The organism is Pseudomonas sp. Van50, from assembly GCF_055390755.1.
In genome coordinates, this window is record NZ_AP024343.1 from 1,357,487 (window position 1) to 1,383,134 (window position 25,648).

The following is a 25,648-nucleotide window of genomic DNA, read 5'->3' on the forward strand; positions in this document are numbered from 1 at the left end:
ACGGTTTACTGAACCTTGTTCATGCCTTCCTGACGCAGTTCCTGAACCCCTTTCTGAGAATCCTTGAGTGCTTGTTCGGCCTTGGCGGCCTGGGCCTTGCGCTCGGCGACGCGGGCATCCCACTCGGCCTGTTCGGCCAGTCGCTTGGCTTCGTCGTACTTCTTGTCATGCATGGCGATTTCGGCTTGCTTCAGTTTGTCCTGGGCCGATTTCATTTCCACAGCGGCGAATTCGGTGCCGCCGGCGCTGACCGCGCTGTTGACCGCCGATTGGGTCACCGCGTACTGCTCGGACGGTGGATTACCGGCGCAACCGGCGAGAATGAAGCTGCTACCGATCGCCAGGGCAGCCAACTTCAAGCCGCGCAGGCCAGTGGATGAGGGTTTGGCAGTGCAGGTATTCATAGGCTTCAACTCCATTGGAAAACTCCTGAGAAAACGACAAATCCATGCTGGGACCGAAACCGTGACGTCTGGTTTGGCGTTGGCGCCAAGGCGCGTTTATTTAAACAACCGTTCCAGTATGGTTACTCGGTGTGACCCGAGGCGTTTTTCAAAAGTTCAGCGAGGATGGCCATTCGCCAAAAGAATTACTGACTGATCGGTCAGTGACAGAAAAGCTGAACTTTCAAGGCGCGCAGCGGTATTCCCGGCGTAGGGAGACATGCGTTTTTGGGGAGGGCGCGCGCGTAGGCGCTGCCGAGCGAAGCAAGGCTGCGATCTTTCCCCTGCCGCTTGAGTCTCAAGCGAAAGATCAAAAGCTCGCAGCCTTCGGCAGCTCCTACAAGATTTGGGCTGTAGGGAAATCAGTGTTTGGATTTGTCGTTCTGCGAGGAAAGTTCGTGCAGATGCCGACGGGACAACGCGAGGAATCGCGGGGTCGGGCCCACATCTTCGTACAGCGGGTCACCTTCTTCGTCGGTGGCCACGACTTGCGAACCCTTGATATAGGGGAAGCTGGCTTCCAGCTCTTCCAGCGCTGCCCCGATCAGCTCGCCCAGCAGCTCCTCGGGCTGGCGCTTGGGGTACATATCGCAGATCGCTGCCAGGCGCGCGGCGGCTTCCACGTCCAGATGGATCGTGTAGCCGGTCTGGGTCAGGCGACCCTTGGCGTTTTCTTCCCAATGCTGGGCAAGCTCACGAATTTTCATGATGACCTCAATCAGCCTGCTCGTGGCAGGCGCGGTGAGTGACAAGCCGTTGTGTGGCTTACTCATGAGACTAGCTTTGTTGGACAAGGTTTAAAGTCCCTTCGTCGCTTGTCATAAGCGACGGGCATCGGCACTCTTCTAAGCCAAGAGCTGTCCGGACTTTTTTGCTGGAGAAATGCTGATGACCGATATCGATGCCCGCTTGCGCGAGGATGTCCACCTGCTCGGCGAACTGCTGGGCAATACCATCCGCGAACAGTACGGGGACACGTTTCTCGACAAGATCGAGCAGATCCGCAAGGGGGCCAAGGCTGACCGACGCGGCTCCGTGGACGCCGAACTCAGCGCCAGCCTCAACCAACTGAGCGAGGACGAATTGCTGCCGGTGGCGCGAGCGTTCAACCAGTTTCTCAACCTCGCCAACATTGCCGAACAGTACCAACTGATCCACCGTCGCGACGAGTCGCAACCGGCGCCCTTCGAGGCACGGGTCCTGCCCGAGCTGCTCGCCCGGTTGCGGGCCGAGGGCCATGGTGCCGAGGCCCTGGCCCGGCAGTTGGGGCGCCTGGAGATCGAACTGGTCCTCACGGCCCACCCCACGGAAGTGGCTCGCCGTACGCTGATCCAGAAATACGACGCCATCGCCGCGCAATTGGCCGGCCAGGATCACCGCGACCTGACCAGCGCCGAGCGCGCGCAGATTCACGAACGGCTGCAACGCTTGATCGCCGAAGCCTGGCACACCGAAGAGATCCGCCGCACCCGGCCGACCCCGGTGGACGAAGCCAAGTGGGGGTTCGCGGTGATCGAGCATTCGCTGTGGCAGGCCATCCCCAATTACCTGCGCAAGGCCGACCAGGCCCTGCATGCCGCCACCGGCCTGCGTCTGCCGCTGGAGGCCGCGCCGATCCGCTTTGCCTCGTGGATGGGCGGCGACCGTGACGGCAACCCGAATGTCACTGCCGCCGTGACCCGCGAGGTGCTGTTGCTGGCGCGGTGGATGGCGGCGGACCTGTACCTGCGTGACGTCGACCAACTGGCGGCCGAGCTGTCCATGCAAAACGCCAGTGAGGCCTTGCGTGCCCAGGCCGGCGACAGCGCCGAACCGTATCGCGCCGTGCTCAAGCAATTGCGTGAACGCCTGCGCGCCACCCGCAACTGGGCCCACGCCTCCTTGAGTGCCGCCACGCCAGCCAGCGCCGAGGTGCTGCAGCACAACCGCGAACTGTTGGACCCCTTGGAGCTGTGCTACCACTCCCTGCACGAGTGCGGCATGGGCGTGATTGCCGACGGGCCGTTGCTCGATTGCCTGCGCCGGGCCGTGACCTTCGGCTTGTTCCTGGTGCGCCTCGATGTGCGCCAGGACTCGACGCGTCATAGCGCCGCCATGACGGAAATAACCGACTACTTGGGCCTGGGCCGCTATGAGGATTGGAACGAGGAGCAGCGCATCAGCTTCCTGCTCGAGGAGCTGAACAACCGGCGCCCGCTGTTGCCGGCCCATTTCAAGCCCTCGGCCGACACCGCGGAAGTGTTGGCGACGTGCCGTGAAGTGGCGGCGGCGCCGGCGGCGTCCCTGGGTTCCTATGTGATCTCCATGGCTGGTGCGGCTTCCGATGTCCTCGCCGTGCAGTTGTTGTTGAAGGACGCCGGCGTGTTGCGGCCGATGCGCGTGGTGCCGCTGTTCGAAACCCTGGCCGACCTGGACAACGCCGGGCCGGTGATCGAGCGGTTGTTGTTGCTGCCCGGCTATCGCTCACGACTGCAAGGCCCCCAGGAAGTGATGATCGGCTATTCCGACTCGGCCAAGGATGCCGGAACCACGGCGGCGGCCTGGGCACAGTATCGGGCCCAGGAGCGGCTGGTGGACATCTGCCGCGAGCAGCAAGTCGAACTGCTGTTGTTCCACGGGCGTGGCGGCACCGTGGGCCGTGGTGGCGGTCCGGCGCACGCGGCGATCCTGTCCCAGCCACCCGGTTCGGTGGCCGGGCGTTTCCGCACCACCGAACAAGGCGAAATGATTCGTTTCAAATTCGGCCTACCGGACATCGCCGAACAGAACCTCAATCTTTACCTCGCCGCGGTGCTTGAAGCGACGTTGCTGCCACCGCCGCCACCCACGCCGCAGTGGCGGAACTTGATGGACGAACTGGCGGCCGACGGCGTGAGTGCCTACCGCGCCGTGGTGCGGGAGAACCCACAATTCGTCGAGTACTTCCGCCAGTCCACCCCCGAGCAGGAACTCGGGCGCCTGCCCCTGGGCAGCCGTCCGGCCAAGCGTCGGGCCGGCGGCATCGAAAGCCTGCGGGCGATCCCGTGGATCTTCGGCTGGACCCAGACCCGCCTGATGCTGCCGGCCTGGCTCGGCTGGGAAACCGCGCTGAGCAAGGCCCTGGAACGCGGCGAAGGTGAGTTGCTGGGGCAGATGCGCGAGCAATGGCCATTCTTCCGGACCCGCATCGATATGCTGGAGATGGTGCTGGCCAAGGCCGACGCCGATATCGCGCGCTCTTACGACGAGCGTTTGGTGGAACCTGGGCTGCTGCCTTTGGGTGCGCATTTACGCGACCTATTGTCGCAGGCCTGCTCGGTGGTCCTTGGCTTGACCGGTCAGTCGCAGCTACTGGCACATAGCCCAGCCACGCTGGAATTCATTCGCCTGCGCAACACCTACCTCGACCCGTTGCACCTGTTGCAGGCCGAGCTGTTGGCGCGCTCGCGGCAGCAGGATGTGGCCCAGGGCAGCCCCGTGGAACAGGCGTTGCTGGTGTCTGTGGCGGGAATTGCCGCCGGTTTGCGCAATACCGGCTAACATCAGGCAGCGCACCGAAACGGCTCGTCCGGCGTTCCCGGGCGCTGTCCGCCAGGGGAGGGCGCAGGTCGAGCAGGCGACAGTTTGTTGTTCGGTTGCGACGCTCGCCACCCCCTCCGAAGGTCGTATCGGGCGCGGGTTACTCCGACTTTCGGCGGCTTGTGTGGGTCGGGCCTGCTGTGTATCTTGATCAGCCTTTGGCCGTTTGGGCGGTCACGATCCTGTTTTTCGAAGATTGGCCCCACGAGGCGAATCCGAGCGTTTTACATAAAAAAATTGAGGAGCACATCGATGCGCGTCATTCTGCTGGGAGCTCCCGGGGCCGGTAAAGGTACTCAGGCAAAGTTCATCACCGAAAAATTCGGTATCCCGCAAATCTCCACTGGCGACATGCTGCGCGCCGCGGTCAAGGCGGGCACTCCACTGGGCGTTCAAGCCAAGAGCATCATGGATGCCGGCGGCCTGGTGTCGGATGACCTGATCATCGCCCTGGTCAAGGATCGCATCGCTCAATCCGACTGCGCCAATGGCTTCCTGTTCGATGGCTTCCCGCGCACCATTCCCCAGGCTGAAGCCCTGGTGACGGCTGGTGTCGAGCTGGATGCGGTGGTTGAAATTGCCGTCGAAGACGAGGAAATCGTCCAGCGCATTGCCGGTCGACGCGTTCATGAGCCTTCCGGTCGCGTTTACCACACCGTCTACAATCCGCCGAAAACCGAAGGCAAGGACGACGTGACGGGTGAAGACCTGGTGCAGCGCAAGGACGACACCGAAGAAACCGTGCGTCATCGCCTGTCGGTCTACCATTCCCAGACCAAGCCGCTGGTGGATTTCTACCAGAAACTGTCGGCTGCCAATGGCAAGCCGAAGTACAGCCACATCGAAGGTGTCGGTTCGGTTGAAGCGATCACGGCCAAGGTGCTTGCAGCCTTGAGCTGAAAAGTCTGATCAGCTGCATCAACTACGGCCCGCTTGCGGGCCGTAGTTGTTTATACTGGCGCACTTTTTTCCCACCTGATTTACGGACACATCGATGAGCACCTTGCTGGCCCTGGACACCGCGACCGAAGCTTGCTCCGTTGCCTTGCTGCACGACGGCAAGGTCACGAGCCATTACGAGGTGATCCCGCGCCTGCATGCGCAGAAATTGTTGCCGATGATCCAGCGACTGTTGAGCGACGCCGGGACGAGCTTGCAGGCGGTGGACGCGATTGCCTTCGGGCGCGGGCCAGGGGCTTTTACTGGCGTGCGCATTGCCATCGGTGTAGTGCAGGGGCTGGCCTTTGCCCTGGAGCGGCCGGTGTTGCCGGTCTCGAACCTGGCGGTGCTGGCCCAGCGGGCGATGCGTGAGCACGGCGCCCGCCAGGTGGCGGCGGCCATCGATGCGCGTATGGACGAGGTGTACTGGGGCTGCTACTGCGAAACCGACGGCGAGATGCGCCTGGTCGGTTCTGAGGCGGTATTGCCACCCGAGGCTGCGGCGTTGCCAAGCGGGGCCGACGGTGAGTGGTTCGGCGCCGGCACCGGTTGGGGTTACAGCGAGCGCATCGCCGTCAGCCTGACCGGCCAGGACGCCACCCTGCTGCCTCACGCCGAAGACTTGCTGGCCCTGGCCCGCTTTGCCTGGGCACGGGGCGAAGCCATTCCCGCCGATGATGCGCAGCCGGTGTACCTGCGAGACAAGGTTGCAACACCCAAGTCCGAGCGGTAACTCGACAGCGACGGGTATTCAAGCGAGCACCGTTGTGGCGAGGGAGCTTGCTCCCGCTGGGGCGCGAAGCGGCCCTTAAGTCTCATTCGCACCATTCTGGTCCTGGTATTGGGGCTGCTTTGCAGCCCAGCGGGAGCAAGCTCCCTCGCCACAAAGTCATTTGCGCCTCCAGAAGTCACACTCAATATTGCCAGTCGTCACTTTTTCGGCCCGTTTTTAAACCTTTTTGACTTTATGTGTTCTAGTTATCACTTGCGCATTTGCGCGGCTGCGAAAGTGCCGCTAAATTGCCATCATTGATACCGAGCATTCTGTTATGCGTATAGACGGCTTTCCATCCCAGTCCTACCCCATCAAGCGTCGGCCTCGTGCGGGTAAAGCCACTGAGCCGGAAAACTTCGATGATATCGAAGGCGACCTGGAGTTTCCGTCCGAGGAGCAACTGGCCGCCCGCGCCGCCAAAGCTTCCGCGCAACGCCTGAGCAATCTTCCCGCCCGTCAGCAAGACATGATTTATCACCGTGCGATGAGCCGCAGTGTCGCCACGGCCCTGGCGAGCTACCTGAGCACCGCCGGTTTCGTCGATTGGGATATGGAAGTGCTGGGACTCGATCTCTACATCTGATGGTCTTGCCTTACTACCTGGGCTGTCCGTCCTGGAGCGAAAACGCCTGGCGCGATTACCTTTATCCCCAGGACGCCAAAAGCACCGACTTCCTCAATCTCTATTCCCAAGTGTTCAATGCCGTGGAAGGCAATACGACCTTCTATGCCAGCCCGTCTGCGGCCACGGTCCAGCGCTGGGCCGACATCATGCCCGAGCACTTTCGTTTCACCGCCAAGTTTCCCGGTGACATCAGCCACAATGGCGACTTGCGCGAGCGCCTGACGGCCACCGACACCTTCCTGCAACTGCTCAGCCCCCTGGGCGAGCGCGTCGCGCCGTACTGGCTGCAACTGTCCAAGGCCTTCACCCCGAACCGGTTAGCGGAACTGGCAGGGTTCATCGACGCCTTGCAGCGCCCTTTGGCCGTGGAAGTCCGTCACGATGAGTTCTTTGCCAAGGGCGACGCCGAGCGGCGCCTCAATCGGCTGTTGCTCGATCGCGGCGTCGAACGCATCTGCCTCGATCCCCGGGCCTTGTTCAGTTGCACCTCCCTTGATCCCGCGGTGCTTCACGCGCAATCGAAAAAGCCCCGCGTGCCACCCCGGCCGGCGGCGTTCACGCAATGCCCGCAAGTGCGCTTCATCGGCCATCCGGTGCTGGAAGCCAACGAGCCGTTCCTGACGCCCTGGGTGGAGAAAATCGCCGACTGGATCGAAGAGGGGCGCACGCCTTACATCTTCCTGCATACTGCCGACAACCGGCTGGCGGCCCGGCTCGCGCAACGCTTTCACGAACGTTTGATGAGTCGATTGCCTGGCTTGCCGGCCCTACCTGCGCTATACAGAGAGCCCGCCGCCGAGCAACTGGGTTTGCTCTGAGGCCCACTTCCTCTCTGCTCAGGAGCGAACTACATGGATGCGCAAACTCGTCGAGCCCAGGCGTTCAAGGCCTTGCACGAACGCGAAGGGGCCTTTGTCATTCCCAACCCGTGGGATGCCGGCTCGGCCAAGATGCTGGCCAGCCTCGGCTTTGAAGCCTTGGCCACCACCAGTGCCGGTCATGCCTTTTCCTTGGGCCGACCCGACGGCGCGCTGGGTCTGGAGGACACGTTGGCTAACGTACGGGCGATTGTGGCGGCCACTGACCTGCCGGTGGCCGTCGACCTGGAGAACGGTTTTGCCGATGCCCCCGAGGATTGCGCGCGTAACCTGCTCCGTGCGGCGCAGGCCGGTGCGGTGGGTGGTTCGATCGAGGATGCCACGGGGCGTGAAGACAGTCCGATCTATTGCTTCGACCACGCCGTGGCGCGGGTCAAGGCCGCCGCCGAGGCCGTGCGCAGCTTGCCGTATCCCTTCCTGCTGACGGCCCGGGCGGAAAACTTCCTGCACGGCAATCTGGATCTGGACGACACCATTCGCCGCTTGAAGGCTTTCGCGGAGGCGGGGGCCGACGTGCTGTACGCCCCGGGGCTGAGCAGCGCCGGGCAAGTGCTCGCAGTGGTGCAGGCCGTGGCACCGAAACCGGTGAATGTACTGATGTCCGGGGCGCTGGACCTGACCGTCGCGCAGTTGAGCGAGTTGGGCGTCAAGCGCATCAGCGTCGGGTCGGCGCTGGCCCTGGCCGCGTATGGCGAGTTCTTCCGCGCCGCCGAGGAAATCCAGGAGCAGGGCACGTTCACCTTCACGCGCCGCTCGATGCCGTTCAAGCAGGCCAACCAATTATTCAAGGGTTGATGCCCGAGGCATTGTCGTGCGGTTTTTGAAAGCTCTTGCGATCGTAGCACTGCTCGTTGGCTTTGCCGTGCTGGCGGTATGGCGTGGCTGGGTGGCGCTGCCGCCCCAATGGAATCCCTGGGCGCCCTTGGACGTCAATCTCGCGCCCAACCTGCTGACCCGCTTCAAACTCATGGCCCTGCGCAATGATCCGCAGTTGTGTGACCAGGCCCTCGCCACCTCGGGGCTGCGCACCGCGCGCCAGGCCGACAGCGGCGCCAATACGTCGTGCCCGTTGACCAACGTGTTGAGGGTGCAGGGCGGTGAGGTGGCGCTGAGCAGCAGTTTCCTCGCCAGTTGCCCGCTGGCGGTGGCGTTCGCGCTGTTCGAGCGCCATGGGTTGCAGCCGGCGGCAGTGGCGGCCTACGGGCAGAGAGTGACGCGGGTCGATCACCTCGGCAGTTTCGCCTGTCGCAACATGTACGGTCGTGAGAGCGGTGCGCGTAGCCAGCACGCCACCGCCAGTGCGTTGGATATCGCCGGGTTTCGCCTGGCCGATGGGCGCACGATCAGCGTGCTCAGGGACTGGCCCAAGGACAATGCCGATGCGCGCTTTCTGCGTCAGGCACGGGACGGCGCCTGCGATATGTTCAGTGTGGTGTTGAGTCCGGATTACAACGCGGCGCACCGCAACCATTTTCATCTGGACGTGGGGCCATGGTGGATCTGTCGCTGATCAGGCGGCGATGCGCAGGTTCTGCAGCACGATCGGACGCGCCCAGCGGGTGTCGAAGTCCAGTTGTTTCTGTTGCGCCACCCGTTCTTCTTCCGGGAAAGGTGGGAACGGTTTGTCCAGCAGGTCGAGTTCGAACTCGGCGATCGGCAGGTGCAATGGGCGCGGTTGTGGCGCCGGGCCTGGTTCTGGCAGCGGTTGGCCGGCGGCGAGGACGAGTGGGCGAACCCAGTTGCTTTCGAAGGTCTGCTGTTTTTGCTGGGCGGCGATTTCTTCCGGCGGGAAGGGCGGGAAGGGCTTGTCCAGCAGGTCGAGTTCGAATTCGGCGATGGGCAGGAACAGCGGTTCAGGCGGCTTGACCGGCGTGTCGGTCACTTCACAGGTGCGCTGGCTGACGATGTGCGCCAGCAGCTCGGCGCCGAGGGTCGGTTCAACAGCCTCATCGAGGGGCACTGGCTGGTAGCTGCCAGGCGCCGGTGCGTTATCACCCAGTTGATCGGCCAGGGCCCGGGCAAAAAAGTCCTGCCACAGGTGACTGACGCCGCTCAGCGCTTGGGTGTTACGCAGGCTGTAATCGCCGTAAGGGGAGATAACGCCTATCGATGTGGATTGAATGTCTGACATTTTTCTCGGTCGACGCTCAGCTCTGGCAAAATGCCGTTCACCGTTGTTATCGGCCGTTTTTGCCGATCCTTAATTTTTTGAGCATGTTTCCATGAATGAACAACCCGCGGCCTGTCGCATCCATGTCGAGGCCCTGGCCCCGGCCTTCCAACCGCAGGCCGAACACTGGGCCGAGCGGCTTGGCCTGCCTTTGCAAGGGGACGATGGCGAGTTTGCCTTGCAGGTCGGTGAGCAGGGGTTGCAATTGCAGCAGTTGGGCCCGGATGCACCCGGGCCGGTGCGCGTGGACTTCGTCGAAGGCGGTGCGGCCCATCGGCGCTTGTACGGCGGCGGCAGCGGCCAGATGATCGCCAAGGCGGTCGGCATCGCCCAGGGCGTGCGTCCGCGGGTGCTGGATGCCACGGCCGGGTTGGGCAAGGATGCGTTTGTGCTGGCCAGCCTGGGCTGCGACATGAGCCTGATCGAGCGCCAGCCGCTGATTGGCGCCTTGCTGGAGGATGGCCTGGCCCGTGGGGCGGAGGACTTCGAGGTGGCGCCGATCGTGGCGCGCATGCGTTTGCTCAAGGGCAACTCCATCGAGGTGATGCGCAACTGGGAAGGCGAACCGCCCCAGGTGATCTACCTCGACCCGATGTTCCCTCATCGTGAGAAAACCGCCCTGGTGAAGAAGGAAATGCGCCTGTTCCGCCCCCTGGTGGGCGATGACCCGGACGCCCCGGCACTGCTCGCCGCGGCCCTGGCCCTGGCGACGCACCGGGTGGTGGTCAAGCGCCCACGCAAAGCTCCGTGCATCGAAGGGCCGAAGCCGAGCCATGGGCTCGATGGCAAATCCAGTCGCTACGACATCTACCCGAAGAAAGCGCTCAAGCCCTGAGGCCGGGTCGCCTGCATCGCGAGCAAGCTCGCTCCCACATTGGAACTGTGGTGCACATCAAACCCTGTGGGAGCGAGCTTGCTCGCGATGAGGCCCTTCCAGCCCGCGAAAAGCTACCGGTCGAGCTACGGCCGATAAGCCCGCATGAACAACCCCACCACTTCCTGCACATGAGCCTCGGCCGCTTCCGGTTCCTGGGGTTCGCCGCAGCCAGACAACAACCGGAAATTCGCCGCGCCCTTGATCAGGCAGAAGAAATGCTCGGCGGCATTGCGCGGTTTATCGATGCTCAGGGCACCGCTCTGGTTGACCTTGGTCAGCAGCCGCTCCATGCCTGAGAGCATCCGCTGTGGGCCTGCTTCGTAGAAAATCGTCGACAAGTTCGGGTCCTGGCTGCCCAGGGCCATGATCAGTCGATGCAGGTTCAAGGATTCGTCGCTGTTGATCAATTGGTTGAACCCGCGGGCGATGTTCAACAACACCCGTTCGATCGGAACGCCGTCGGGCCATTCATAAAACAGCGGTGGCACCTGCTCTTCGCATTTGGCCATCACGGCAGCGGAAAACAGCGTCTCCTTGTCGTTGAAATGGCTATAGACCGTCAGTTTAGAAACCCCGGCCTCGGTGGCCACGGCGTCCATGCTGGTATTGGCATAACCCATGCTCAGGAACAGGCGTTTCGCCGCGTCGAGAATGGCCTGGCGCTTGGCCAGATCCTTGGGGCGACCAGGGCCGCTGGAGGGTGACGGATTGTTCGACATTTCTTCGCTTTAATACTGGACTGGTGAGTTTGCTATTAATAACATACTCGCCAGTATAATTATTCCAAGCACCATTAGCGAAAGGTCACTCGTCATGTTCCGCTATGCCCTGCCCCTCGCCGTGCCAGTCGCCCTGGTTTTTTTATTGTCTGCGTGCGGTCATGACGAGCCGGTGCCCGTCGCCGTGCGCCCCGCCATGGTGGTCAAGCCCGAGCCGTCGGCCCAGGCGATGGACAGTTACCCTGGCGAAGTGCGGGCGCGTTTCGAGCCCGACCTGGCCTTTCGCATTGGCGGCAAGGTGAGCCGGCGACTGGTGGAAGAGGGTCAGCGGGTCAAGGCCAATCAACCGTTGGCCGAGCTCGATCCCGAAGATGTGCGCCTGCAACTGGAAGCGACCCGTGCCCAGGTCGCCGCCGCCGAGGCCAACCTGAACCTGGTCCGCGCCGAGCGTGACCGCTATAAAACCTTGATGGAGCGGCAGATGGTCAGCCGCTCCCAGTACGACAACGCCGAAAACCTTTATCGCTCCGGCACCGCACGGCTCAAGCAGATCAAGGCCGAGTTCGATGTCGCCAACAACCAGGCCAGCTATTCGGTGTTGCGTGCGCCCCAGGATGGCGTGGTGGCCCGGCGTTCGGTTGAAGTCGGGCAGGTGGTCTCGGCCGGGCAAACGGTCTTCACCCTGGCCACCGACGGTGAGCGTGAGGTGCTGATCAGTCTGCCGGAACAGGGGTTTGGCCGGTTCAAGATCGGCCAGCCGGTCTCGGTCGAACTGTGGAGCCAGCCCGACCAGCGTTTCAGCGGGCGTATTCGCGAACTGTCACCCGCCGCGGACCCCAAGTCCCGTACCTTCGCCGCCCGCGTGGCCTTCACCGCCGGCAGCGTTCCGGCCGAGTTGGGCCAGAGCGCGCGGGTGTTTATCCAGACCGCCGACAAGGTGCCGCTGTCGGTGCCCTTGTCGGCCCTGACGGCTGAAAACGGCGCGACGTATGTCTGGGTGGTCAACGCCAACAACACCTTGAAAAAAGTCCCGGTGCGGGTCGGTGCCTTCGGCGAAAAGACGGTGCCGGTGCTGGAAGGCCTCAGTCCCGATGACTGGGTGGTGGCTGCTGGCGTGCATGTGCTCCTCGACGGCCAGCAGGTGCGGCCGGTGGATCGCTCCAACCGCGTGGTCAACCTGACGGCCAAGGAGTAATCCGCGATGGGTTTCAATCTTTCCGAATGGGCGCTGCGTAACCGCCAGATCGTACTGTTCCTGATGTTGTTGCTGGCCATCGTCGGTGCGCTTTCCTACACCAAGCTCGGTCAGAGCGAAGACCCGCCGTTCACCTTCAAGGCCATGGTGATCCGCACCAACTGGCCAGGCGCCACGGCCGAGGAAGTTTCGCGGCAAGTCACTGAGCGCATCGAAAAGAAACTGATGGAAACCGGTGACTACGAGAAAATCGTCTCGTTCTCCCGCCCCGGGGAATCCCAGGTGACCTTCATGGCCCGCGACTCCCTGCATTCGGCACAGATTCCCGAGCTGTGGTACCAGTTGCGCAAGAAGGTCGGCGATATCCGCCACACCTTGCCGCCGGGTATCCAGGGGCCGTTCTTCAACGACGAGTTCGGGACCACCTTCGGCAATATCTACGCACTGACCGGCGACGGCTTCGACTACGCCGTGCTCAAGGACTACGCCGATCGCATCCAGCTCCAGCTGCAGCGGGTCAAGGACGTGGGCAAGGTCGAGCTGCTCGGCTTGCAGGACGAGAAGATCTGGATCGAGTTGTCGAACGTGAAGCTGGCGACCCTCGGCCTGCCCTTGGCCGCAGTCCAGCAGGCCCTTGAAGAGCAGAACACGGTTTCCACTGCCGGTTTCTTCGAAACTGGCAGCGAGCGCTTGCAACTGCGGGTTTCGGGGAATTTCCAGACGGTGGAAGAGATCCGCAACTTCCCGATCCGGGTCGGCGATCGTACGTTCCGCATCAGCGACCTGGCGGATGTGCGCCGTGGTTTCAACGACCCGCCCGCGCCACGCATGCGCTTCATGGGCGAGGACGCCATCGGCCTGGCCGTGGCGATGAAGGAAGGCGGGGATATCCTGATTCTGGGCAAGGCCCTTGAAGCCGACTTTGCCCGTATCCAGAACACCCTGCCGGCCGGCATGCAATTGCGCAAGGTTTCGGACCAGCCGGCGGCGGTGAAGACCGGGGTCGGAGAGTTTGTCCAAGTGCTGGTGGAAGCGCTGACGATTGTGTTGCTGGTGAGCTTCTTCTCCCTGGGGTTGCGCACCGGGATGGTGGTGGCCCTGGCGATCCCGCTGGTGCTGGCGATGACGTTCGCCGCCATGTATTACCTGGGGATCGGCCTGCACAAGATTTCCCTCGGCGCGCTGGTATTGGCCCTGGGGCTGCTGGTGGACGACGCGATCATTGCGGTGGAGATGATGGCGATCAAGATGGAGCAGGGCTTCGACCGGATCAAGGCCGCCAGCTTCGCCTGGACCAGCACCGCATTCCCGATGCTCACCGGTACGTTGATCACGGCGGCGGGCTTCCTGCCGATCGCTACCGCACAATCGGGCACCGGTGAGTACACCCGTTCGATTTTCCAGGTGGTGACCCTGGCGTTGCTGGCGTCCTGGGTGGCCGCCGTGGTGTTCGTGCCGTACCTGGGGGAAAAGCTCCTGCCAGACCTGGCGAAAATTCATGCGGCCAAACACGGCACGACTGACGGCCAGACCGACCCTTATGGCACGCCGTTTTATCAGCGTGTCCGGCGGATGGTGGAATGGTGCGTGCGTCGGCGCAAAACCGTCATCCTGCTGACCGTGCTGTTGTTCGTCGGCTCGGTGGTGTTGTTCCGGTTCGTGCCGCAACAGTTCTTCCCGGCATCGGGGCGGCTGGAGTTGATGGTCGACTTGAAGCTCCAGGAAGGCGCCTCCCTGAGCAATACCGCCGAGCAGGTCAAGCGCCTGGAAGCGCTGCTCAAGGACCATGCCGGCATCGACAACTACGTGGCCTACGTCGGTACCGGTTCACCGCGTTTCTATCTACCGCTGGATCAACAACTGCCGGCTTCCAGCTTTGCCCAGTTCGTGGTGCTGGCCAAGACCATCGAAGACCGCGAGCCGTTGCGCAGTTGGTTGATCACCACCCTGAACGAACAATTCCCGACCCTGCGCTCGCGGGTCACGCGCCTGGAAAACGGCCCGCCGGTCGGCTATCCGGTGCAGTTCCGCGTCACGGGTGAGCACATCGAAGAAGTCCGGGCCCTGGCGCGGAAAGTGGCGACGAAAGTTCGCGAAAACCCCTACGTGGTCAATGTGCACCTGGATTGGGAAGAACCGAGCAAGGTGGTGTACTTGAACGTCGATCAGGACCGCGCCCGGGCCCTGGGTGTCAGCACCACCGACCTGGCGAGTTTCCTGCGCAGCTCCCTCACCGGCTCCAGCGTCAGCCAGTACCGGGAGGACAACGAACTGATCGAAATCCTGCTGCGCGGTACGGTGCATGAACGCACCGAGCTGTCGTTGCTGCCGAGCCTGGCGGTGCCAACCGACAACGGCCAGAGCGTGGCCCTGTCGCAGATCGCAACCCTGGAGTACGGTTTCGAAGAGGGCGTGATCTGGCACCGCAACCGCCTGCCGAGCGTAACCGTGCGGGCCGATATCTATGGCAAGGAACAACCGGCGACCCTGGTCCAGCAGATCTTCCCGACCCTGGAGCCGATTCGTGCCGAACTGCCGGACGGTTACCTGTTGGAGGTGGGCGGTACGGTGGAGGATTCGGCCCGCGGCCAGAAATCGGTGAATGCCGGTGTACCGTTGTTCATTGTGGTGGTGCTGACGTTGCTGATGCTGCAACTGCGCAGTTTTTCCCGCACGGCCATGGTGTTTCTCACCGCACCCCTGGGGTTGATCGGCGTCACGCTGTTCCTGTTGGTGTTCCGCCAGCCGTTCGGCTTCGTCGCCATGCTCGGCACTATTGCGCTGTCGGGGATGATCATGCGCAACTCGGTGATCCTGGTGGACCAGATCGAACAGGACATCAAGGCTGGCCTGGCGCCCTGGCAGGCGATCATCGAAGCCACGGTGCGCCGCTTCCGCCCGATTGTGCTCACCGCACTGGCCGCAGTGCTGGCGATGATCCCACTGTCACGCAGCCTGTTCTTCGGGCCGATGGCGGTGGCGATCATGGGCGGCTTGATCGTGGCCACGGCGTTGACGCTGTTGTTCCTGCCGGCGTTGTATGCGGCGTGGTTCAGGGTCAAGAAAACCTGAACCGATCCAGCGACCAGCGCAGATCCAATGTGGGAGCGAGCTTGCTCGCGATAGCGGTGCAACAGCCAACAAAGATGTTGAAGCTGATACCGCTATCGCGAGCAAGCTCGCTCCCACAATTGTTTTGGGTTGGGGCTCAGAGGGTGCCGAAGACTTTCTTGGCCAAACTGGTCGCCGCCGCCGCCGGGTTCTGGCGAATGGTGGCTTCCTGCTTGCCGATCATTTCGAACAACCCATCCAGCGCCTGTTCGGTCACGTAGTTCTCGATGTTGGCGCTTTTGGCGTCCAGCACGCCGAACGTCGCGGCCTGGCCGGCGAAGGCATTGTATTTCTGGGCCAGGCCGACCTTGTCGGTGGCTTGCTTGACGATGGGCAGGAACTTGGCGCGGATCTGCTCGCGGCTGCTCTTGTTCAGGTATTGCGTGGCCGAGTCGTTGCCGCCGCTCAAGATGCCCTTGGCATCGCTCACGCTCATGTTCTTCACGGCATTGACCAGGATCGGCTGGGCCTGGACCACGGCGGCCTCGGCAGCCTGGTTCATGCTGGTTTCCAGTTGATCGACCTGTTCACCCATGCCGAAGGCCTTCATTTTGCTGGCGACTTTGCCCAGCTTGCCTGGCAGTTCGATTTTCACATCCGGGTTGTTGCTGAAGCCGCCGGGTGTGCCCAGTTGCTTGACCGCCACCTGTGCGCCTTGGGTCAAGGCGTCCTTGAGGCCGCCCGAGGCATCTTGTTGCGACAGGTCGCCCAGGGACAGGGCCATGGCATTGGCGCAGATCAACAGGCCCGCGCACAGGCCGGTGAAACGGAGGGTAGAGCGGAGCATGATGGCGTCCTTGAAAAAAGTTGGAAAAAGCAATCAGCGTGCGGCGTTGACGCGGATCTTCAACGGCTGCGGATCCTTGCCATCGAGTTGCACGGCGTGTTGTTCGGTGGTGATGAACATCAACTGGCCATCCACTTCGATGCGGGCGCTCACGGCATAACGATGGCCGGGCTTGACCTGTGCGGGATCATAACTGAGGTGGAACGGCAGCGGGACCTGGCCTTTGATCGGGCCGCTCTGTTCATCGAGCACCACCGCAGGAGCGTCGGCCAGGGAAACGTCCTGCAGGCTAACACTCAAGGTAGCGTTGGGCGGCAGGGCGATGCGTTGCAGATAGAAGACTTCGCCGTCGAGGGACGCGGCGGGTGGTGTTGTCGATTGGCAGGCGGCCAGCAAGGCCATGGATGCAAGCAGAGCGAGTCTTTTCATGGGGGAAGCACCTGGCTCGTTGACGCCAGCCACACATGGGCGTCAACGAGCATTTAGCGGATTTGCGTCCAAGCATCCCTGCGTAACGTCGCGGTTCAGGAACCGAACACGGGCGCTTGAACAGTTTCAGCCAGCGATGCTGGCGCCAGGCTCAGGGGGATGTCAACGTGTTGATCGCCGCCATCCCAGGTGAAGGCCTGTTCGGTATCAAGGAAAAGAGCGGTATCACCTTGGTACATTTGCACCTTTACCGAGAGCTTATCGCCGACGGACGCCCTCTCGGAATTGATCTGGAAGCGATATTGCCAAGGCTGCTGGAGCGGCTCCCCTGGCGCCATGTTGGAGCCCTGGCCGCCACTGGTGCTGATCTGCACACCGTCGGCATTTCGAACACTGATTTCGGCACGGCCGGCTTCCGGGAGTTCGTAGCCTGCGGGCAGTTGCAGGGTGAGGGTGATGATGTTCATGTTGAATTCCTTTTCAATACGTCGACATTGACGTGGGCTCATCCTAGAGGCCTGCTCCAAAGTTCTCTGTAGGTCTTTTCTTCGTTTGACGTCGCCTTGGCCGCTGCGCAGCGTCGGAGTACGCCTGCCGATTGACCGAAACACTCACCAGAACCGTTCCATGTTCAGGGTGAGTGATCGGCAAATGTCAAAGGTCGGGGCTGACGGCGATCTCCGCCGCATCTTCACTGCGATGCAACGCCACCTGGCGAATCGACAGGCGAATCTCCGCCGGCAGCACCCGCTTGGCCGCGCCTTCGGCCAGTTCGCCCAGCAATTCGTGGTAGCTGAGTTTGCCGGCCTCGTCGCGGCGCAGCACATCCAGGTCCAGCATCGTCTGGATGAAGTGGCGGAATAGGCTCTTGTCGAAGAATTCCGGTGCGTTCAGGCCATGGAGGATCGACAGGCGCTGGGCCATGACGGTGCAGAGGTCTTCCAGTTCTTCGGCGCTGACGCTGTTCTGACCGCTGTTGAGCAGCAGCGAGACGGTCATGTAGAAGCGCTGCAAGGTCTGGGCAATGCTTTTGGACAGCAGGGTCAGCAGCACGAAGTGCCGTGAACTTGGCGCCGGACGCAGGTACAGGTCGTTTTCGAAACGCAGCAGGCCCTGTTCGACAAACGCGTCGAGCCATTGGTCGACCACGCCGTCCAGCTCTGCCAGCGACCAGCGAATGAACAACTCCGATTGCAGGTACGGGTACAGCGCATGGGTGTAGCGCAGGATCTGTTCGCGGCTCATGCGCGAGCTGCTCTGGAAGAAGCTCGCCAGCAACGCCGGCAGGGCGAAGATGTGCAGCACGTTGTTGCGGTAGTAGGTCATCAGCACCGCGTTCTGCTCGTCCAGGTACAGAATCTTGCCCAAGGCATCGCTCTGTTCCGACAGCAGGTCCATGCCCTTCACGTGTTCGATCAGCGCTTGGCCATCGCCTTCGGGCAGGGTGGTGTGGGGCGAGTACGGGACTTTGCGCAGCAACGCCAGGTACAGGTCGAGCACTCGCGCCATGGCGCGGTCGTCCAGGGCCAGGCGGCTGGTGGACAGCAGTGCCAGGGCGACAAGGTTGACCGGGTTGATGGCCGCGGCTTCGTTCAGGTGCCGGGCCACGCGCTCGCCGAGGCGATGGGTGGTTGCGTTGAGCCAGGCCGGTTTGAATTGCGGGCCCAGTTCCTGTTGGCGCCAACCGGGTTGTTCGCCGTCGAGAAATTCCGCCAGCTTGATCGGTTCGCCGAAGTTCACCGCCACCTGGCCGAAGCGCTGCTTGAGGGCGCCGATGACCTTGAAGATGTCGAAGATCGATTCCTTCTTCTTGCTGGCCCCGCGCAGTTCGCCCAGGTAGGTGCGGCCTTCCAGCACCCGCTCATAACCGATGTAGACCGGCACGAACACGATGGGCATGCGCGACGAGCGCAGGAAGCTGCGCAGGGTGATGGCGAGCATGCCGGTCTTGGGTTGCAGCATGCGCCCGGTGCGCGAGCGACCGCCCTCGACGAAGTACTCCACCGGGAAACCCTTGGTGAACAGCGTGTGCAGGTATTCGTTGAACACCGCGGTGTAGAGCGGGTTGCCCTTGAAGGTGCGGCGCATGAAGAACGCCCCGCCTCGGCGCAGCAGGCCACCGATCACCGGCATGTTGAGGTTGATGCCGGCGGCGATGTGCGGTGGCGTCAGGCCGTTGCGAAACAGCAGGTACGACAGCAGCAGGTAGTCGATGTGGCTGCGGTGGCACGGCACATAGATGACTTCGTGGCCCTGGGCGACGTTCTGCACGCCTTCGATGTGGTTGACCTTGATGCCATCGTAGATCTTGTTCCAGAACCAGCTCAGCACCACCTCCAGGAAACGGATCGCGGTGTAGGTGTAGTCCGAGGCGATCTCGTTGCCGTAGCGCAGGGCCTGGGCCTTGGCTTTTTCCGGGGAGATCTTTTCCCGTTCGGCTTCCTCGGCAATCGCCTGCTTGACCAGCGGCTGGTTCAACAGACCCTTGACCAGGTTGCGTCGGTGGGAGATGTCGGGGCCGATGACCGCCGCTTTCAAGTTGCGAAAGTGCACCCGCAGGATCCGCTGGGCCATGCGCACGGTGCGTTCGTGGCCCTTGTCGTGTTCGATCAGTTCGCGCAGGTGGATCGGTGCGGAGAATTGCACGCGGGTCTTGCGCCCCAGGATCATGATGCTCAACAGGCGGCGCAAGCGCCCGGTGACGGCCCAGCTGTCGGCGAACAATAGCTTCCAGGGGCTGGATTCGCTGTCGGGCGACTGGCCCCAGAACACGCTGACCGGGATGATCTGCGCGTCTTCGGCGGCATTGTGGGTCAGGGCGTCGACCAATCGGGTCAAGGTAGGCGGCGCACCGCGCTTGTCCTGGCGCCCGATCCAGTCCGGTGCCGGCGTCAGGTAGAAAAACGCCGCTGGCTCCAGCAGGTTACCCACCGAGACCGGCAGCACCGGACGGGGCAGGCCGGCCTTGGTGCATTCGGTGTCGAGCACCGCCAGGTCGGTGAGCGAAGGGTCTTGCAGGACGTAGAACACCGGACGACTGCGGTCGAGGTTGAGGGTAAAGGACGACTGGTTGATGGTCTCGGAGCGAACCCAGAGGTACAACAGTCGGCGCAGGGTGCCAAACACAAGACGGCGGAACGGGGAGCGGGTCATACGGCTTCTGCATGAGTGGATAAAACCGAGCGGCTGCTCGGGCCCGCTAGTGTGCCGGATTCATCGAAAATCGGCAAAAAAGCGCCGAAGTAAAGTCAGTTGAGAGTTTTTCCGTGTGTCATATACTCGGCAGGTTACCGCCCCGGCCTCCCATGGACGGCCAGACGGTGGTGAAAGTTCGTACGGCTTTCCATCGAAAAGTCGACTTATAAGATAAAAATGGGAGTGAGCATCATGGCAGCACGGGAAACCGGCAGTGTGAAGTGGTTCAACGACGCCAAGGGGTACGGCTTCATCCAACGCGAAGGCGGGGCGGATGTGTTCGTGCATTACCGCGCCATCCGCGGTGAAGGCCACCGTTCCCTGACCGAAGGCCAGCAGGTCGAGTACGCGGTCGTGGAAGGGCAGAAGGGCTTGCAGGCTGAGGATGTGGTGGGGTTGTAAACCCACTTGAAGCCATAGTAGATCCCCTGTGGGAGCAAAGCTTGCTCGCGATAGTGGCAGGTCAGCTTGCATCAATGTTGAATGTACCTCAGCCATCGCGAGCAAGCTTTGCTCCCACAGTGCTCCCACGCATTGGGTCTAGGCCGGGCCTGAGACGGGTGTCACGCCGTCTTCCAGGTAATCTCTTCTTCCCCATCGGCGCTGATGCGAATCCAGCGGTCCGCCGATTCTTCCCCTTCTTCCTCCACCCATGACCCAGGCGCGCAGCGCACTTCGACGTTCAGTGCGGCGAAGGCGGCGCGGGCGCAGGCGATGTCGTCTTCCCACGGGGTCTGGTCGCTTTCCAGGTACAGGCTGTTCCATTTGCCCACGGCCTTGGGCAGCCAGGTCACTGGGATGCTGCCGGCCTTGCACTTGTAGGTCTGGCCTTTCTGTACCCAGTCACTGCACGGGCCCAGGGCCTGGCCGAGCCAGGCGGCGATGGCCTTGTGGTCGACGTCGGCGTCTTTGAGGTAAATCTCGATATCGGGTTGGCGCATGGATGTCCTCGCTGCGGTCTTGAAAAATCCATTCGCGGATTTAACTGGCCCCGAACGGTTGCCCGGGGCCCGGAATCAAAAAGGTTATTGAAGAACGAAATAATCGTAGCGCATCGACACCGTGACCTCGAATGGCTCGGCCTGCTCGATCACGCTGGCGCGGCGTTCGGCGCTGGCGCGCCAACCGTGGGGCGTCATGGCCAGCAGGTTGGCGCGATCCTGGCCATTGTCGAGGGTCAGCTTGAATTCGAGGGTTTCGCTGTGATCCAGCACCATGCCCGACGGCACCAGGGCCAGGTGCTTGTCGTCGGTGTAGGCGCGTACTTCGTCGTACAGGCGCTCGCGCAACTCCATCAGGTGGCCGGCGGTGGGGCCGACCTTCATCAGGCCGCCGCCGGGGCTGAGCAGGCGCTTGGCCTCTTGCCAGTCCAGCGGGCTGAACACGCTGGCCAGGAACTGGCAGCAACCGTCCGCCAACGGCACTCGGGCCATGCTGGCGATCAACCAGGTCAGTTGCGGGTTGCGTTTGCAGGCGCGCTTGACCGCCTCGCGGGAAATGTCCAGGGCATAGCCATCGGCCTGGGGCAACGCCTCGGCGATCTGTGCGGTGTAGTAACCCTCGCCGCAGCCGATGTCCAGCCAGCGCCCGGGTGTGCGCTCGGCGGCCAGTTCCGCCAGGCGCCGGGCGACCGGGGCGTAGTGCCCGGCGTTGAGAAAGTCGCGGCGGGCTTCGACCATCGCCTGGTTGTCACCGGGGTCGCGGCTGTTCTTGTGCTGCACCGGCAGCAGGTTCAGGTAACCCTGCCGCGCGCGGTCGAAGCGGTGACCGGCGGGGCACACCACGCCGTTGTCCACCGCGTTCAGCGGTTCACTGCAGATCGGGCAGGCGAGCATCAGGCGAGCAACTTGATCAGCGTCTTGTAGTAGATCTCGGTCAGCACGTCGAGATCGGCGGCCAGCACGCGCTCGTTGACCTGGTGGATGGTCGCGTTGACCGGCCCGAGTTCCACGACTTGCGTGCCCATGGTGGCGATGAAGCGACCGTCGGACGTGCCGCCGCTGGTGGACGCCTGGGTCTCGCGCCCGGTGACATCCCGGATGCTCGACGACACCGCATCGAGCAGTGCGCCCGGTTCGGTGAGGAACGGCAGGCCGGACAAGGCCCAGTCGATGTGCCAGTCCAGTTGATGCTTGTCGAGGATGGCGGCGACGCGCTGTTGCAGGCCTTCGACGGTGGACTCGGTGGAGAAGCGGAAGTTGAAGACCGCTTCCAGGTCTCCGGGGATCACGTTGGTCGCGCCGGTGCCGGAATTGAGATTGGAGATCTGGAAACTGGTCGGCGGGAAGAAGTCGTTGCCGTGGTCCCAATGCTCGGCGGCCAATTCGGCCAAGGCGGGCGCGGCCAGGTGGATCGGGTTCTTCGCCAGGTGTGGATAAGCCACGTGGCCTTGCTTGCCGCGCACGGTCAGTTTTGCGCCGAGGGAGCCGCGCCGGCCGTTCTTGACCACATCGCCCACCAAGGTGGTGCTCGACGGCTCGCCGACGATGCACCAGTCCAGTCGTTCCTGGCGGGCCTTGAGGCGTTCGACCACGGCTTTGGTGCCGTGGTGGGCCGGGCCTTCTTCATCGCTGGTGATCAGGAAGGTCAGCGAGCCCTTGTGGTCCGGGTAGTCGGCGACGAACCGTTCGGCCGCCACGACCATCGCCGCCAGGCTGCCTTTCATGTCTGCCGCGCCACGGCCGCAGAGCATGCCCTGTTCGTCGATGACCGCATCGAACGGGTCGAGCTGCCAGGCCTTTACCGGACCGGTCGGCACCACATCGGTGTGTCCGGCGAAACACAGCACCGGGCCGTCATGCTTGCCATGGCTGGCCCAGAAGTTATCCACATCCTCGATGCGCATCGGCTCGAGCGTGAAGCCCGCGTTGCCCAGGCGCTGCATCATCAGTTTCTGGCAATCGGCATCCACGGGCGTCACGGACGGACGGCGGATCAGGTCGCAGGCGAGTTGCAGGGTCGGCGAGAGGTCGGCGTGGGCCGTCATGGAAACTCCGGGAATATAGTGTGAACGCAAGGCTTGTGCAGGCGCGGGCTGGCTCGCGCAAAATGGCGGTTATCTTATAGCAAAACGACCACTATTGGCCCAAGTATGCCGACGGTGTGTGACACAAAACTTGTGGGAGCGAGCTTGCTCGCGATGGTGCTGGATCAGCCAGCATCGATGTCGACTGATACACCGCCATCGCGAGCAAGCTCGCTCCCACAGAGGTTTTGCTTAAATTGCCGAGACAAAGCCCTATAATGCGCGCCGGTTTTTGGGGTAATGGTCATGAGTACAGAAGATCCACGGTTTGCCGGCATCGCCCGTTTGTATGGCATTGAGGGCCTGGAACGCCTGCGGGCGGCCCATGTGGCGATCGTCGGCGTCGGTGGTGTCGGTTCCTGGGCGGCTGAAGCCATCGCCCGTTGCGGCGTGGGCGAGATTTCGCTGTTCGATCTGGACGATGTCTGTGTCAGCAACGCCAACCGCCAGTTGCACGCCCTGGACAGCACCGTCGGCAAACCCAAGGTCGAAGTGATGGCCGAGCGGCTGCGGGGGATCAACCCCGACTGCACGGTGCACGCGGTGGCGGACTTCGTCACCCGCGACACCATGGCCGAGTACATCACGCCGAACATCGACTGCGTGATCGACTGCATCGACAGCGTCAACGCCAAGGCTGCGCTGATCGCCTGGTGCAAGCGCCGCAAGATCCAGATCATCACCACCGGCGGCGCGGGCGGGCAGATCGACCCGACGCTGATCCAGGTTTGCGACCTCAACCGTACGTTCAACGATCCACTGGCCTCCAAGGTGCGCTCCACCTTGCGCCGCGACTACGGTTTCTCCCGCACCGTGACCCGCCACTACAGCGTGCCCTGCGTATTCTCCACCGAGCAACTGCGCTATCCGAAGCCGGACGGCAGCATTTGCTTGCAGAAGAGTTTTGTCGGCGACGGCGTCAAGCTCGACTGCGCCGGTGGGTTTGGTGCGGTGATGATGGTCACGGCGACGTTTGGCATGGTCGCGGCGACCAAGGCTGTGGATAAGATCGTGGCGGGTGTGCGGCGACCGGCTGACAGGGCCAAGCCTCAGGTTTGAGGGGGCTGATGGCCTCATCGCGAGCAAGCTCGCTCCCACATGGGATCGGGCTGAATGCAGTATTTGCGTACACCAAATCCCCTGTGGGAGCGAGCTTGCTCGCGATTGCGGTTACTGAGTCAACTCAAACATCCGCTTTAGCACCGCATTCAAGCCATTGCTACGCGACGGCGACAGTTGCCGCGACAATCCCAGCTGGCTGAACCAATCCGGTAAATCCACCTGTTGCAACTCGTCAGCGGACAACCCGTTGACCCGTGCCAGCAGCAACGCCACCAACCCGCGGATCAACCGCGCATCGCTGCTGGCGCAAAACTGCCAGTGCCCGTCGTGCAAGCGACCCACCAACCACACCTGGCTTTCACAGCCGTGGACGAGGTTGGCCTCGCACTTGTCCGCGTCGCTCAGGGGCGGCAGACGTTCGCCCCATTGCATCAGTAGCCGGGCCCGTTGCTCCCAGCCTGACGCGTCCCGGAAGATCTGCAGCGCCGTGGTGGCATCGGCCGGCAGGTTCATCGCAACATCTCCAAGGCTTGGTCGAGGGCTTCGAAGAACCGTTCGATGTCGGCGGAATCGTTGTACAACGCCAGCGACACCCGAATCGCCCCGGACAGCTGCAAATGCTTGAACAGCGGCATCGCGCAGTGATGCCCTGCGCGCACGGCAATGCCTTGCTCGGTCAGCAGGTGCGCCAGGTCGGCGTTGTGGATGCCTTCGACCACGAAACTGACCAGGGCCAGGCGCGGGTTGCCCAGCAGGCGAATGCCGTTGCGGGCCTGCAGGCCATGGCGCAGGTAGTCGTGCAGTGCCGCCTCATGGTCGATGACCGCTTGCGGATCGAGGGCGGACAGGTAGTCCAGGGTCGCGCCCAACCCGATCACACTGGCAATCGGCGGCGTGCCGGCTTCGAAGCCCAGCGGCGCCGGACGGAAGGTGGCGCTGTGGTAATCGGCCTGTTGCACCATTTCGCCGCCGAACTGCCAATGGCGCAGCTTGCCGAGGGCTTCGGTACGGCCGAACAGCACGCCCAGCCCGTCGGGGCCATAGAGTTTGTGGCTGGAAAACACGTAAAAGTCGCAGCCCAGCGCTTCCACGTCGTGGCGGCCATGGACCACGCCTTGGGCGCCGTCGATCACCGTCAGCGCGCCGTGGGCCTTGGCCAGCGCCAGCAGCGCCGGCACGGGTTGCCAAGCCCCAGCACATTGGATAACTGGCTCACCGCCAGCAAACGCGTACGGGGGCCGATCAGTTCGGCGGCGGCGCCAGGGTCGATCACCCCGTCGGCATCCAGTGGCAACACCACCAGGGTCAACGAACGACGCTCGGCCAACTGCTGCCACGGCAGCAGGTTGGCGTGGTGTTCCAGGGCGCTGATGACGATCTCATCGCCCGGGTTGAATAAATGTTCCAGCCCGTAGGCCAGCAGATTCAGCGCCGAAGTGGCGCCGTGGGTGAAGACCACTTGCCCGCAGTTTCCGGCATTGAGCCATTGCGAGGCCTTGAGGCGGCTGTCCTCGAACGCCTGGGTGGCATGGGCGCCCGGCAAATGTTGTGCCCGGTGCACGTTGGCCGCGCCGTTGGCGTAGTAATGCGTCAGGGCATCCAATAGGGCTTGGGGTTTTTGCGTGGTGGCGGCGCTGTCCAGGTAGGTCTGGCCTTGCCGTTGCAGGGCGGCGATGGCCGGGAAATCGGCACGCCAGGGGGATTGGATCAACATGCTTTCGGGCCCTGCTGGAATGACGCCGGACCCTGTGGGAGCGGGGCTTTTTTGTGTGGGAGCCGAGCTTGCTCGCGATGGCCGCGACACGGTTTAACTGCAAGACCGCGTCATCGTTCATCGCGAGCAAGCTCGGCTCCCACAAA

24 protein-coding genes and 1 pseudogene are annotated in these 25,648 nt (G+C 62.8%); 12 read left to right on the forward strand and 13 right to left on the reverse strand.

Going from position 1 to position 25,648, the window contains the following annotated elements:
- Positions 1–5 precede the first annotated feature (5 nt).
- Both ACZ5M5_RS05855 and ACZ5M5_RS05860 read right to left on the reverse strand, forming a co-directional pair.
- Entirely contained in the window at positions 6–419 is a 414-nt protein-coding gene (locus tag ACZ5M5_RS05855) for a DUF4398 domain-containing protein (RefSeq protein ID WP_003198164.1), read from the reverse strand.
- 386 nt (positions 420–805) lie between these two features.
- Positions 806–1,150 carry a hypothetical protein gene (locus tag ACZ5M5_RS05860; RefSeq protein ID WP_003198166.1) on the reverse strand — a complete coding sequence of 115 codons (345 nt, stop codon included), beginning with the start codon at positions 1,148–1,150 and terminating at the stop codon, positions 806–808.
- 181 nt (positions 1,151–1,331) lie between these two features.
- On the opposite strand from ACZ5M5_RS05860, the gene ppc reads away from it, so the two are divergent.
- From ppc to ACZ5M5_RS05895, 7 genes are all read left to right on the forward strand, one after another.
- Positions 1,332–3,962, forward strand: coding sequence for a phosphoenolpyruvate carboxylase (gene ppc, locus ACZ5M5_RS05865; protein ID WP_464738762.1), 2,631 nt, complete (start codon positions 1,332–1,334; stop codon positions 3,960–3,962).
- Positions 3,963–4,253: 291 nt separating this feature from the next.
- Positions 4,254–4,901: an adenylate kinase gene (gene adk / locus ACZ5M5_RS05870; RefSeq protein WP_060739025.1), complete on the forward strand. Its 648-nt coding sequence runs from the start codon at positions 4,254–4,256 to the stop codon at positions 4,899–4,901.
- A 94-nt stretch (positions 4,902–4,995) separates the two neighbouring features.
- Positions 4,996–5,673 (forward strand): tRNA (adenosine(37)-N6)-threonylcarbamoyltransferase complex dimerization subunit type 1 TsaB, encoded by a 678-nt coding sequence (gene tsaB, locus ACZ5M5_RS05875; RefSeq protein ID WP_464738763.1) that lies wholly within the window; start codon positions 4,996–4,998, stop codon positions 5,671–5,673.
- A 316-nt stretch (positions 5,674–5,989) separates the two neighbouring features.
- Positions 5,990–6,298, forward strand: a complete 309-nt coding sequence (locus ACZ5M5_RS05880) for a hypothetical protein (RefSeq protein WP_060739023.1) — start codon at positions 5,990–5,992, stop codon at positions 6,296–6,298.
- Positions 6,298–7,158 carry a DUF72 domain-containing protein gene (locus tag ACZ5M5_RS05885; RefSeq protein WP_464738764.1) on the forward strand — a complete coding sequence of 287 codons (861 nt, stop codon included), beginning with the start codon at positions 6,298–6,300 and terminating at the stop codon, positions 7,156–7,158. Before ACZ5M5_RS05880 ends, ACZ5M5_RS05885 begins: the two co-directional genes overlap by 1 nt.
- Positions 7,159–7,191: 33 nt before the next feature.
- The gene (locus ACZ5M5_RS05890) at positions 7,192–8,013 is read left to right on the forward strand and encodes an isocitrate lyase/PEP mutase family protein (RefSeq protein ID WP_060739021.1); all 822 of its coding nucleotides are present in this window, start codon (positions 7,192–7,194) and stop codon (positions 8,011–8,013) included.
- A 16-nt stretch (positions 8,014–8,029) separates the two neighbouring features.
- Positions 8,030–8,728, forward strand: coding sequence for an extensin-like domain-containing protein (locus ACZ5M5_RS05895; RefSeq protein ID WP_060739020.1), 699 nt, complete (start codon positions 8,030–8,032; stop codon positions 8,726–8,728).
- On the opposite strand, the gene ACZ5M5_RS05900 is transcribed toward ACZ5M5_RS05895, so the two are convergent.
- Positions 8,729–9,349: a hypothetical protein gene (locus ACZ5M5_RS05900; RefSeq protein WP_060739019.1), complete on the reverse strand. Its 621-nt coding sequence runs from the start codon at positions 9,347–9,349 to the stop codon at positions 8,729–8,731.
- Between the two features lie 91 nt (positions 9,350–9,440).
- On the opposite strand from ACZ5M5_RS05900, the gene ACZ5M5_RS05905 reads away from it, so the two are divergent.
- Positions 9,441–10,223 (forward strand): class I SAM-dependent methyltransferase, encoded by a 783-nt coding sequence (locus ACZ5M5_RS05905; protein WP_060739018.1) that lies wholly within the window; start codon positions 9,441–9,443, stop codon positions 10,221–10,223.
- Positions 10,224–10,348: 125 nt separating this feature from the next.
- Here the strand turns inward: ACZ5M5_RS05905 and ACZ5M5_RS05910 are convergent, their stop codons facing one another.
- Positions 10,349–10,984, reverse strand: coding sequence for a TetR/AcrR family transcriptional regulator (locus ACZ5M5_RS05910; RefSeq protein ID WP_060739017.1), 636 nt, complete (start codon positions 10,982–10,984; stop codon positions 10,349–10,351).
- 94 nt (positions 10,985–11,078) lie between these two features.
- On the opposite strand from ACZ5M5_RS05910, the gene ACZ5M5_RS05915 reads away from it, so the two are divergent.
- On the forward strand, positions 11,079–12,179 hold the full coding sequence (locus ACZ5M5_RS05915) for an efflux RND transporter periplasmic adaptor subunit (protein WP_103307891.1): 1,101 nt from the start codon (positions 11,079–11,081) through the stop codon (positions 12,177–12,179).
- A 6-nt stretch (positions 12,180–12,185) separates the two neighbouring features.
- On the forward strand, positions 12,186–15,251 hold the full coding sequence (locus tag ACZ5M5_RS05920) for an efflux RND transporter permease subunit (protein ID WP_060739015.1): 3,066 nt from the start codon (positions 12,186–12,188) through the stop codon (positions 15,249–15,251).
- 136 nt (positions 15,252–15,387) lie between these two features.
- On the opposite strand, the gene ACZ5M5_RS05925 is transcribed toward ACZ5M5_RS05920, so the two are convergent.
- From ACZ5M5_RS05925 to plsB, 4 genes are all read right to left on the reverse strand, one after another.
- Complete coding sequence (locus tag ACZ5M5_RS05925) at positions 15,388–16,077, reverse strand: DUF4197 domain-containing protein (RefSeq protein WP_464738765.1); 690 nt, start codon at positions 16,075–16,077, stop codon at positions 15,388–15,390.
- Between the two features lie 33 nt (positions 16,078–16,110).
- The gene (locus ACZ5M5_RS05930) at positions 16,111–16,506 is read right to left on the reverse strand and encodes a YbaY family lipoprotein (protein WP_103307889.1); all 396 of its coding nucleotides are present in this window, start codon (positions 16,504–16,506) and stop codon (positions 16,111–16,113) included.
- Between the two features lie 95 nt (positions 16,507–16,601).
- The gene (locus tag ACZ5M5_RS05935) at positions 16,602–16,973 is read right to left on the reverse strand and encodes a hypothetical protein (RefSeq protein ID WP_464738766.1); all 372 of its coding nucleotides are present in this window, start codon (positions 16,971–16,973) and stop codon (positions 16,602–16,604) included.
- 187 nt (positions 16,974–17,160) lie between these two features.
- Entirely contained in the window at positions 17,161–19,659 is a 2,499-nt protein-coding gene (plsB, locus tag ACZ5M5_RS05940; protein ID WP_060739012.1) for a glycerol-3-phosphate 1-O-acyltransferase PlsB, read from the reverse strand.
- A 234-nt stretch (positions 19,660–19,893) separates the two neighbouring features.
- Here plsB and ACZ5M5_RS05945 point away from each other — a divergent pair, with 234 nt between their 5' ends.
- Positions 19,894–20,103, forward strand: coding sequence for a cold shock domain-containing protein (locus ACZ5M5_RS05945; RefSeq protein ID WP_003198198.1), 210 nt, complete (start codon positions 19,894–19,896; stop codon positions 20,101–20,103).
- A gap of 161 nt (positions 20,104–20,264) precedes the next feature.
- Here the strand turns inward: ACZ5M5_RS05945 and ACZ5M5_RS05950 are convergent, their stop codons facing one another.
- The 3 genes from ACZ5M5_RS05950 to dapE form a co-directional block, all read right to left on the reverse strand.
- Complete coding sequence (locus ACZ5M5_RS05950; protein ID WP_053182357.1) at positions 20,265–20,642, reverse strand: hypothetical protein; 378 nt, start codon at positions 20,640–20,642, stop codon at positions 20,265–20,267.
- Positions 20,643–20,726: 84 nt separating this feature from the next.
- Positions 20,727–21,536, reverse strand: a complete 810-nt coding sequence (locus ACZ5M5_RS05955) for a putative RNA methyltransferase (protein ID WP_060739011.1) — start codon at positions 21,534–21,536, stop codon at positions 20,727–20,729.
- Positions 21,536–22,687 (reverse strand): succinyl-diaminopimelate desuccinylase, encoded by a 1,152-nt coding sequence (dapE, locus tag ACZ5M5_RS05960; protein WP_060739010.1) that lies wholly within the window; start codon positions 22,685–22,687, stop codon positions 21,536–21,538. The genes ACZ5M5_RS05955 and dapE overlap by 1 nt, the downstream gene beginning before the upstream one ends.
- A 285-nt stretch (positions 22,688–22,972) precedes the next feature.
- On the opposite strand from dapE, the gene tcdA reads away from it, so the two are divergent.
- Complete coding sequence (tcdA, locus tag ACZ5M5_RS05965; RefSeq protein ID WP_404943344.1) at positions 22,973–23,785, forward strand: tRNA cyclic N6-threonylcarbamoyladenosine(37) synthase TcdA; 813 nt, start codon at positions 22,973–22,975, stop codon at positions 23,783–23,785.
- 111 nt (positions 23,786–23,896) lie between these two features.
- Here the strand turns inward: tcdA and ACZ5M5_RS05970 are convergent, their stop codons facing one another.
- Positions 23,897–24,301 (reverse strand): SufE family protein, encoded by a 405-nt coding sequence (locus tag ACZ5M5_RS05970; RefSeq protein WP_464738767.1) that lies wholly within the window; start codon positions 24,299–24,301, stop codon positions 23,897–23,899.
- Positions 24,298–25,502, reverse strand: a pseudogene (locus ACZ5M5_RS05975) (aminotransferase class V-fold PLP-dependent enzyme). Before ACZ5M5_RS05975 ends, ACZ5M5_RS05970 begins: the two are co-directional and overlap by 4 nt.
- Positions 25,503–25,648 lie beyond the last annotated feature (146 nt).

Bases quoted from the DNA above. Each gene is read 5' to 3' on its own strand.
- ACZ5M5_RS05855 (WP_003198164.1), bottom strand. From the start codon at position 419: ATGGAGTTGAAGCCTATGAATACCTGCACTGCCAAACCCTCATCCACT.
- ACZ5M5_RS05860 (WP_003198166.1), bottom strand. From the start codon at position 1,150: ATGAAAATTCGTGAGCTTGCCCAGCATTGGGAAGAAAACGCCAAGGGT.
- ppc (WP_464738762.1), top strand. From the start codon at position 1,332: ATGACCGATATCGATGCCCGCTTGCGCGAGGATGTCCACCTGCTCGGC.
- adk (WP_060739025.1), top strand. From the start codon at position 4,254: ATGCGCGTCATTCTGCTGGGAGCTCCCGGGGCCGGTAAAGGTACTCAG.
- tsaB (WP_464738763.1), top strand. From the start codon at position 4,996: ATGAGCACCTTGCTGGCCCTGGACACCGCGACCGAAGCTTGCTCCGTT.
- ACZ5M5_RS05880 (WP_060739023.1), top strand. From the start codon at position 5,990: ATGCGTATAGACGGCTTTCCATCCCAGTCCTACCCCATCAAGCGTCGG.
- ACZ5M5_RS05885 (WP_464738764.1), top strand. From the start codon at position 6,298: ATGGTCTTGCCTTACTACCTGGGCTGTCCGTCCTGGAGCGAAAACGCC.
- ACZ5M5_RS05890 (WP_060739021.1), top strand. From the start codon at position 7,192: ATGGATGCGCAAACTCGTCGAGCCCAGGCGTTCAAGGCCTTGCACGAA.
- ACZ5M5_RS05900 (WP_060739019.1), bottom strand. From the start codon at position 9,349: ATGTCAGACATTCAATCCACATCGATAGGCGTTATCTCCCCTTACGGC.
- ACZ5M5_RS05905 (WP_060739018.1), top strand. From the start codon at position 9,441: ATGAATGAACAACCCGCGGCCTGTCGCATCCATGTCGAGGCCCTGGCC.
- ACZ5M5_RS05910 (WP_060739017.1), bottom strand. From the start codon at position 10,984: ATGTCGAACAATCCGTCACCCTCCAGCGGCCCTGGTCGCCCCAAGGAT.
- ACZ5M5_RS05915 (WP_103307891.1), top strand. From the start codon at position 11,079: ATGTTCCGCTATGCCCTGCCCCTCGCCGTGCCAGTCGCCCTGGTTTTT.
- ACZ5M5_RS05920 (WP_060739015.1), top strand. From the start codon at position 12,186: ATGGGTTTCAATCTTTCCGAATGGGCGCTGCGTAACCGCCAGATCGTA.
- ACZ5M5_RS05925 (WP_464738765.1), bottom strand. From the start codon at position 16,077: ATGCTCCGCTCTACCCTCCGTTTCACCGGCCTGTGCGCGGGCCTGTTG.
- ACZ5M5_RS05930 (WP_103307889.1), bottom strand. From the start codon at position 16,506: ATGAAAAGACTCGCTCTGCTTGCATCCATGGCCTTGCTGGCCGCCTGC.
- ACZ5M5_RS05935 (WP_464738766.1), bottom strand. From the start codon at position 16,973: ATGAACATCATCACCCTCACCCTGCAACTGCCCGCAGGCTACGAACTC.
- plsB (WP_060739012.1), bottom strand. From the start codon at position 19,659: ATGACCCGCTCCCCGTTCCGCCGTCTTGTGTTTGGCACCCTGCGCCGA.
- ACZ5M5_RS05945 (WP_003198198.1), top strand. From the start codon at position 19,894: ATGGCAGCACGGGAAACCGGCAGTGTGAAGTGGTTCAACGACGCCAAG.
- ACZ5M5_RS05950 (WP_053182357.1), bottom strand. From the start codon at position 20,642: ATGCGCCAACCCGATATCGAGATTTACCTCAAAGACGCCGACGTCGAC.
- ACZ5M5_RS05955 (WP_060739011.1), bottom strand. From the start codon at position 21,536: ATGCTCGCCTGCCCGATCTGCAGTGAACCGCTGAACGCGGTGGACAAC.
- dapE (WP_060739010.1), bottom strand. From the start codon at position 22,687: ATGACGGCCCACGCCGACCTCTCGCCGACCCTGCAACTCGCCTGCGAC.
- tcdA (WP_404943344.1), top strand. From the start codon at position 22,973: ATGAGTACAGAAGATCCACGGTTTGCCGGCATCGCCCGTTTGTATGGC.
- ACZ5M5_RS05970 (WP_464738767.1), bottom strand. From the start codon at position 24,301: ATGAACCTGCCGGCCGATGCCACCACGGCGCTGCAGATCTTCCGGGAC.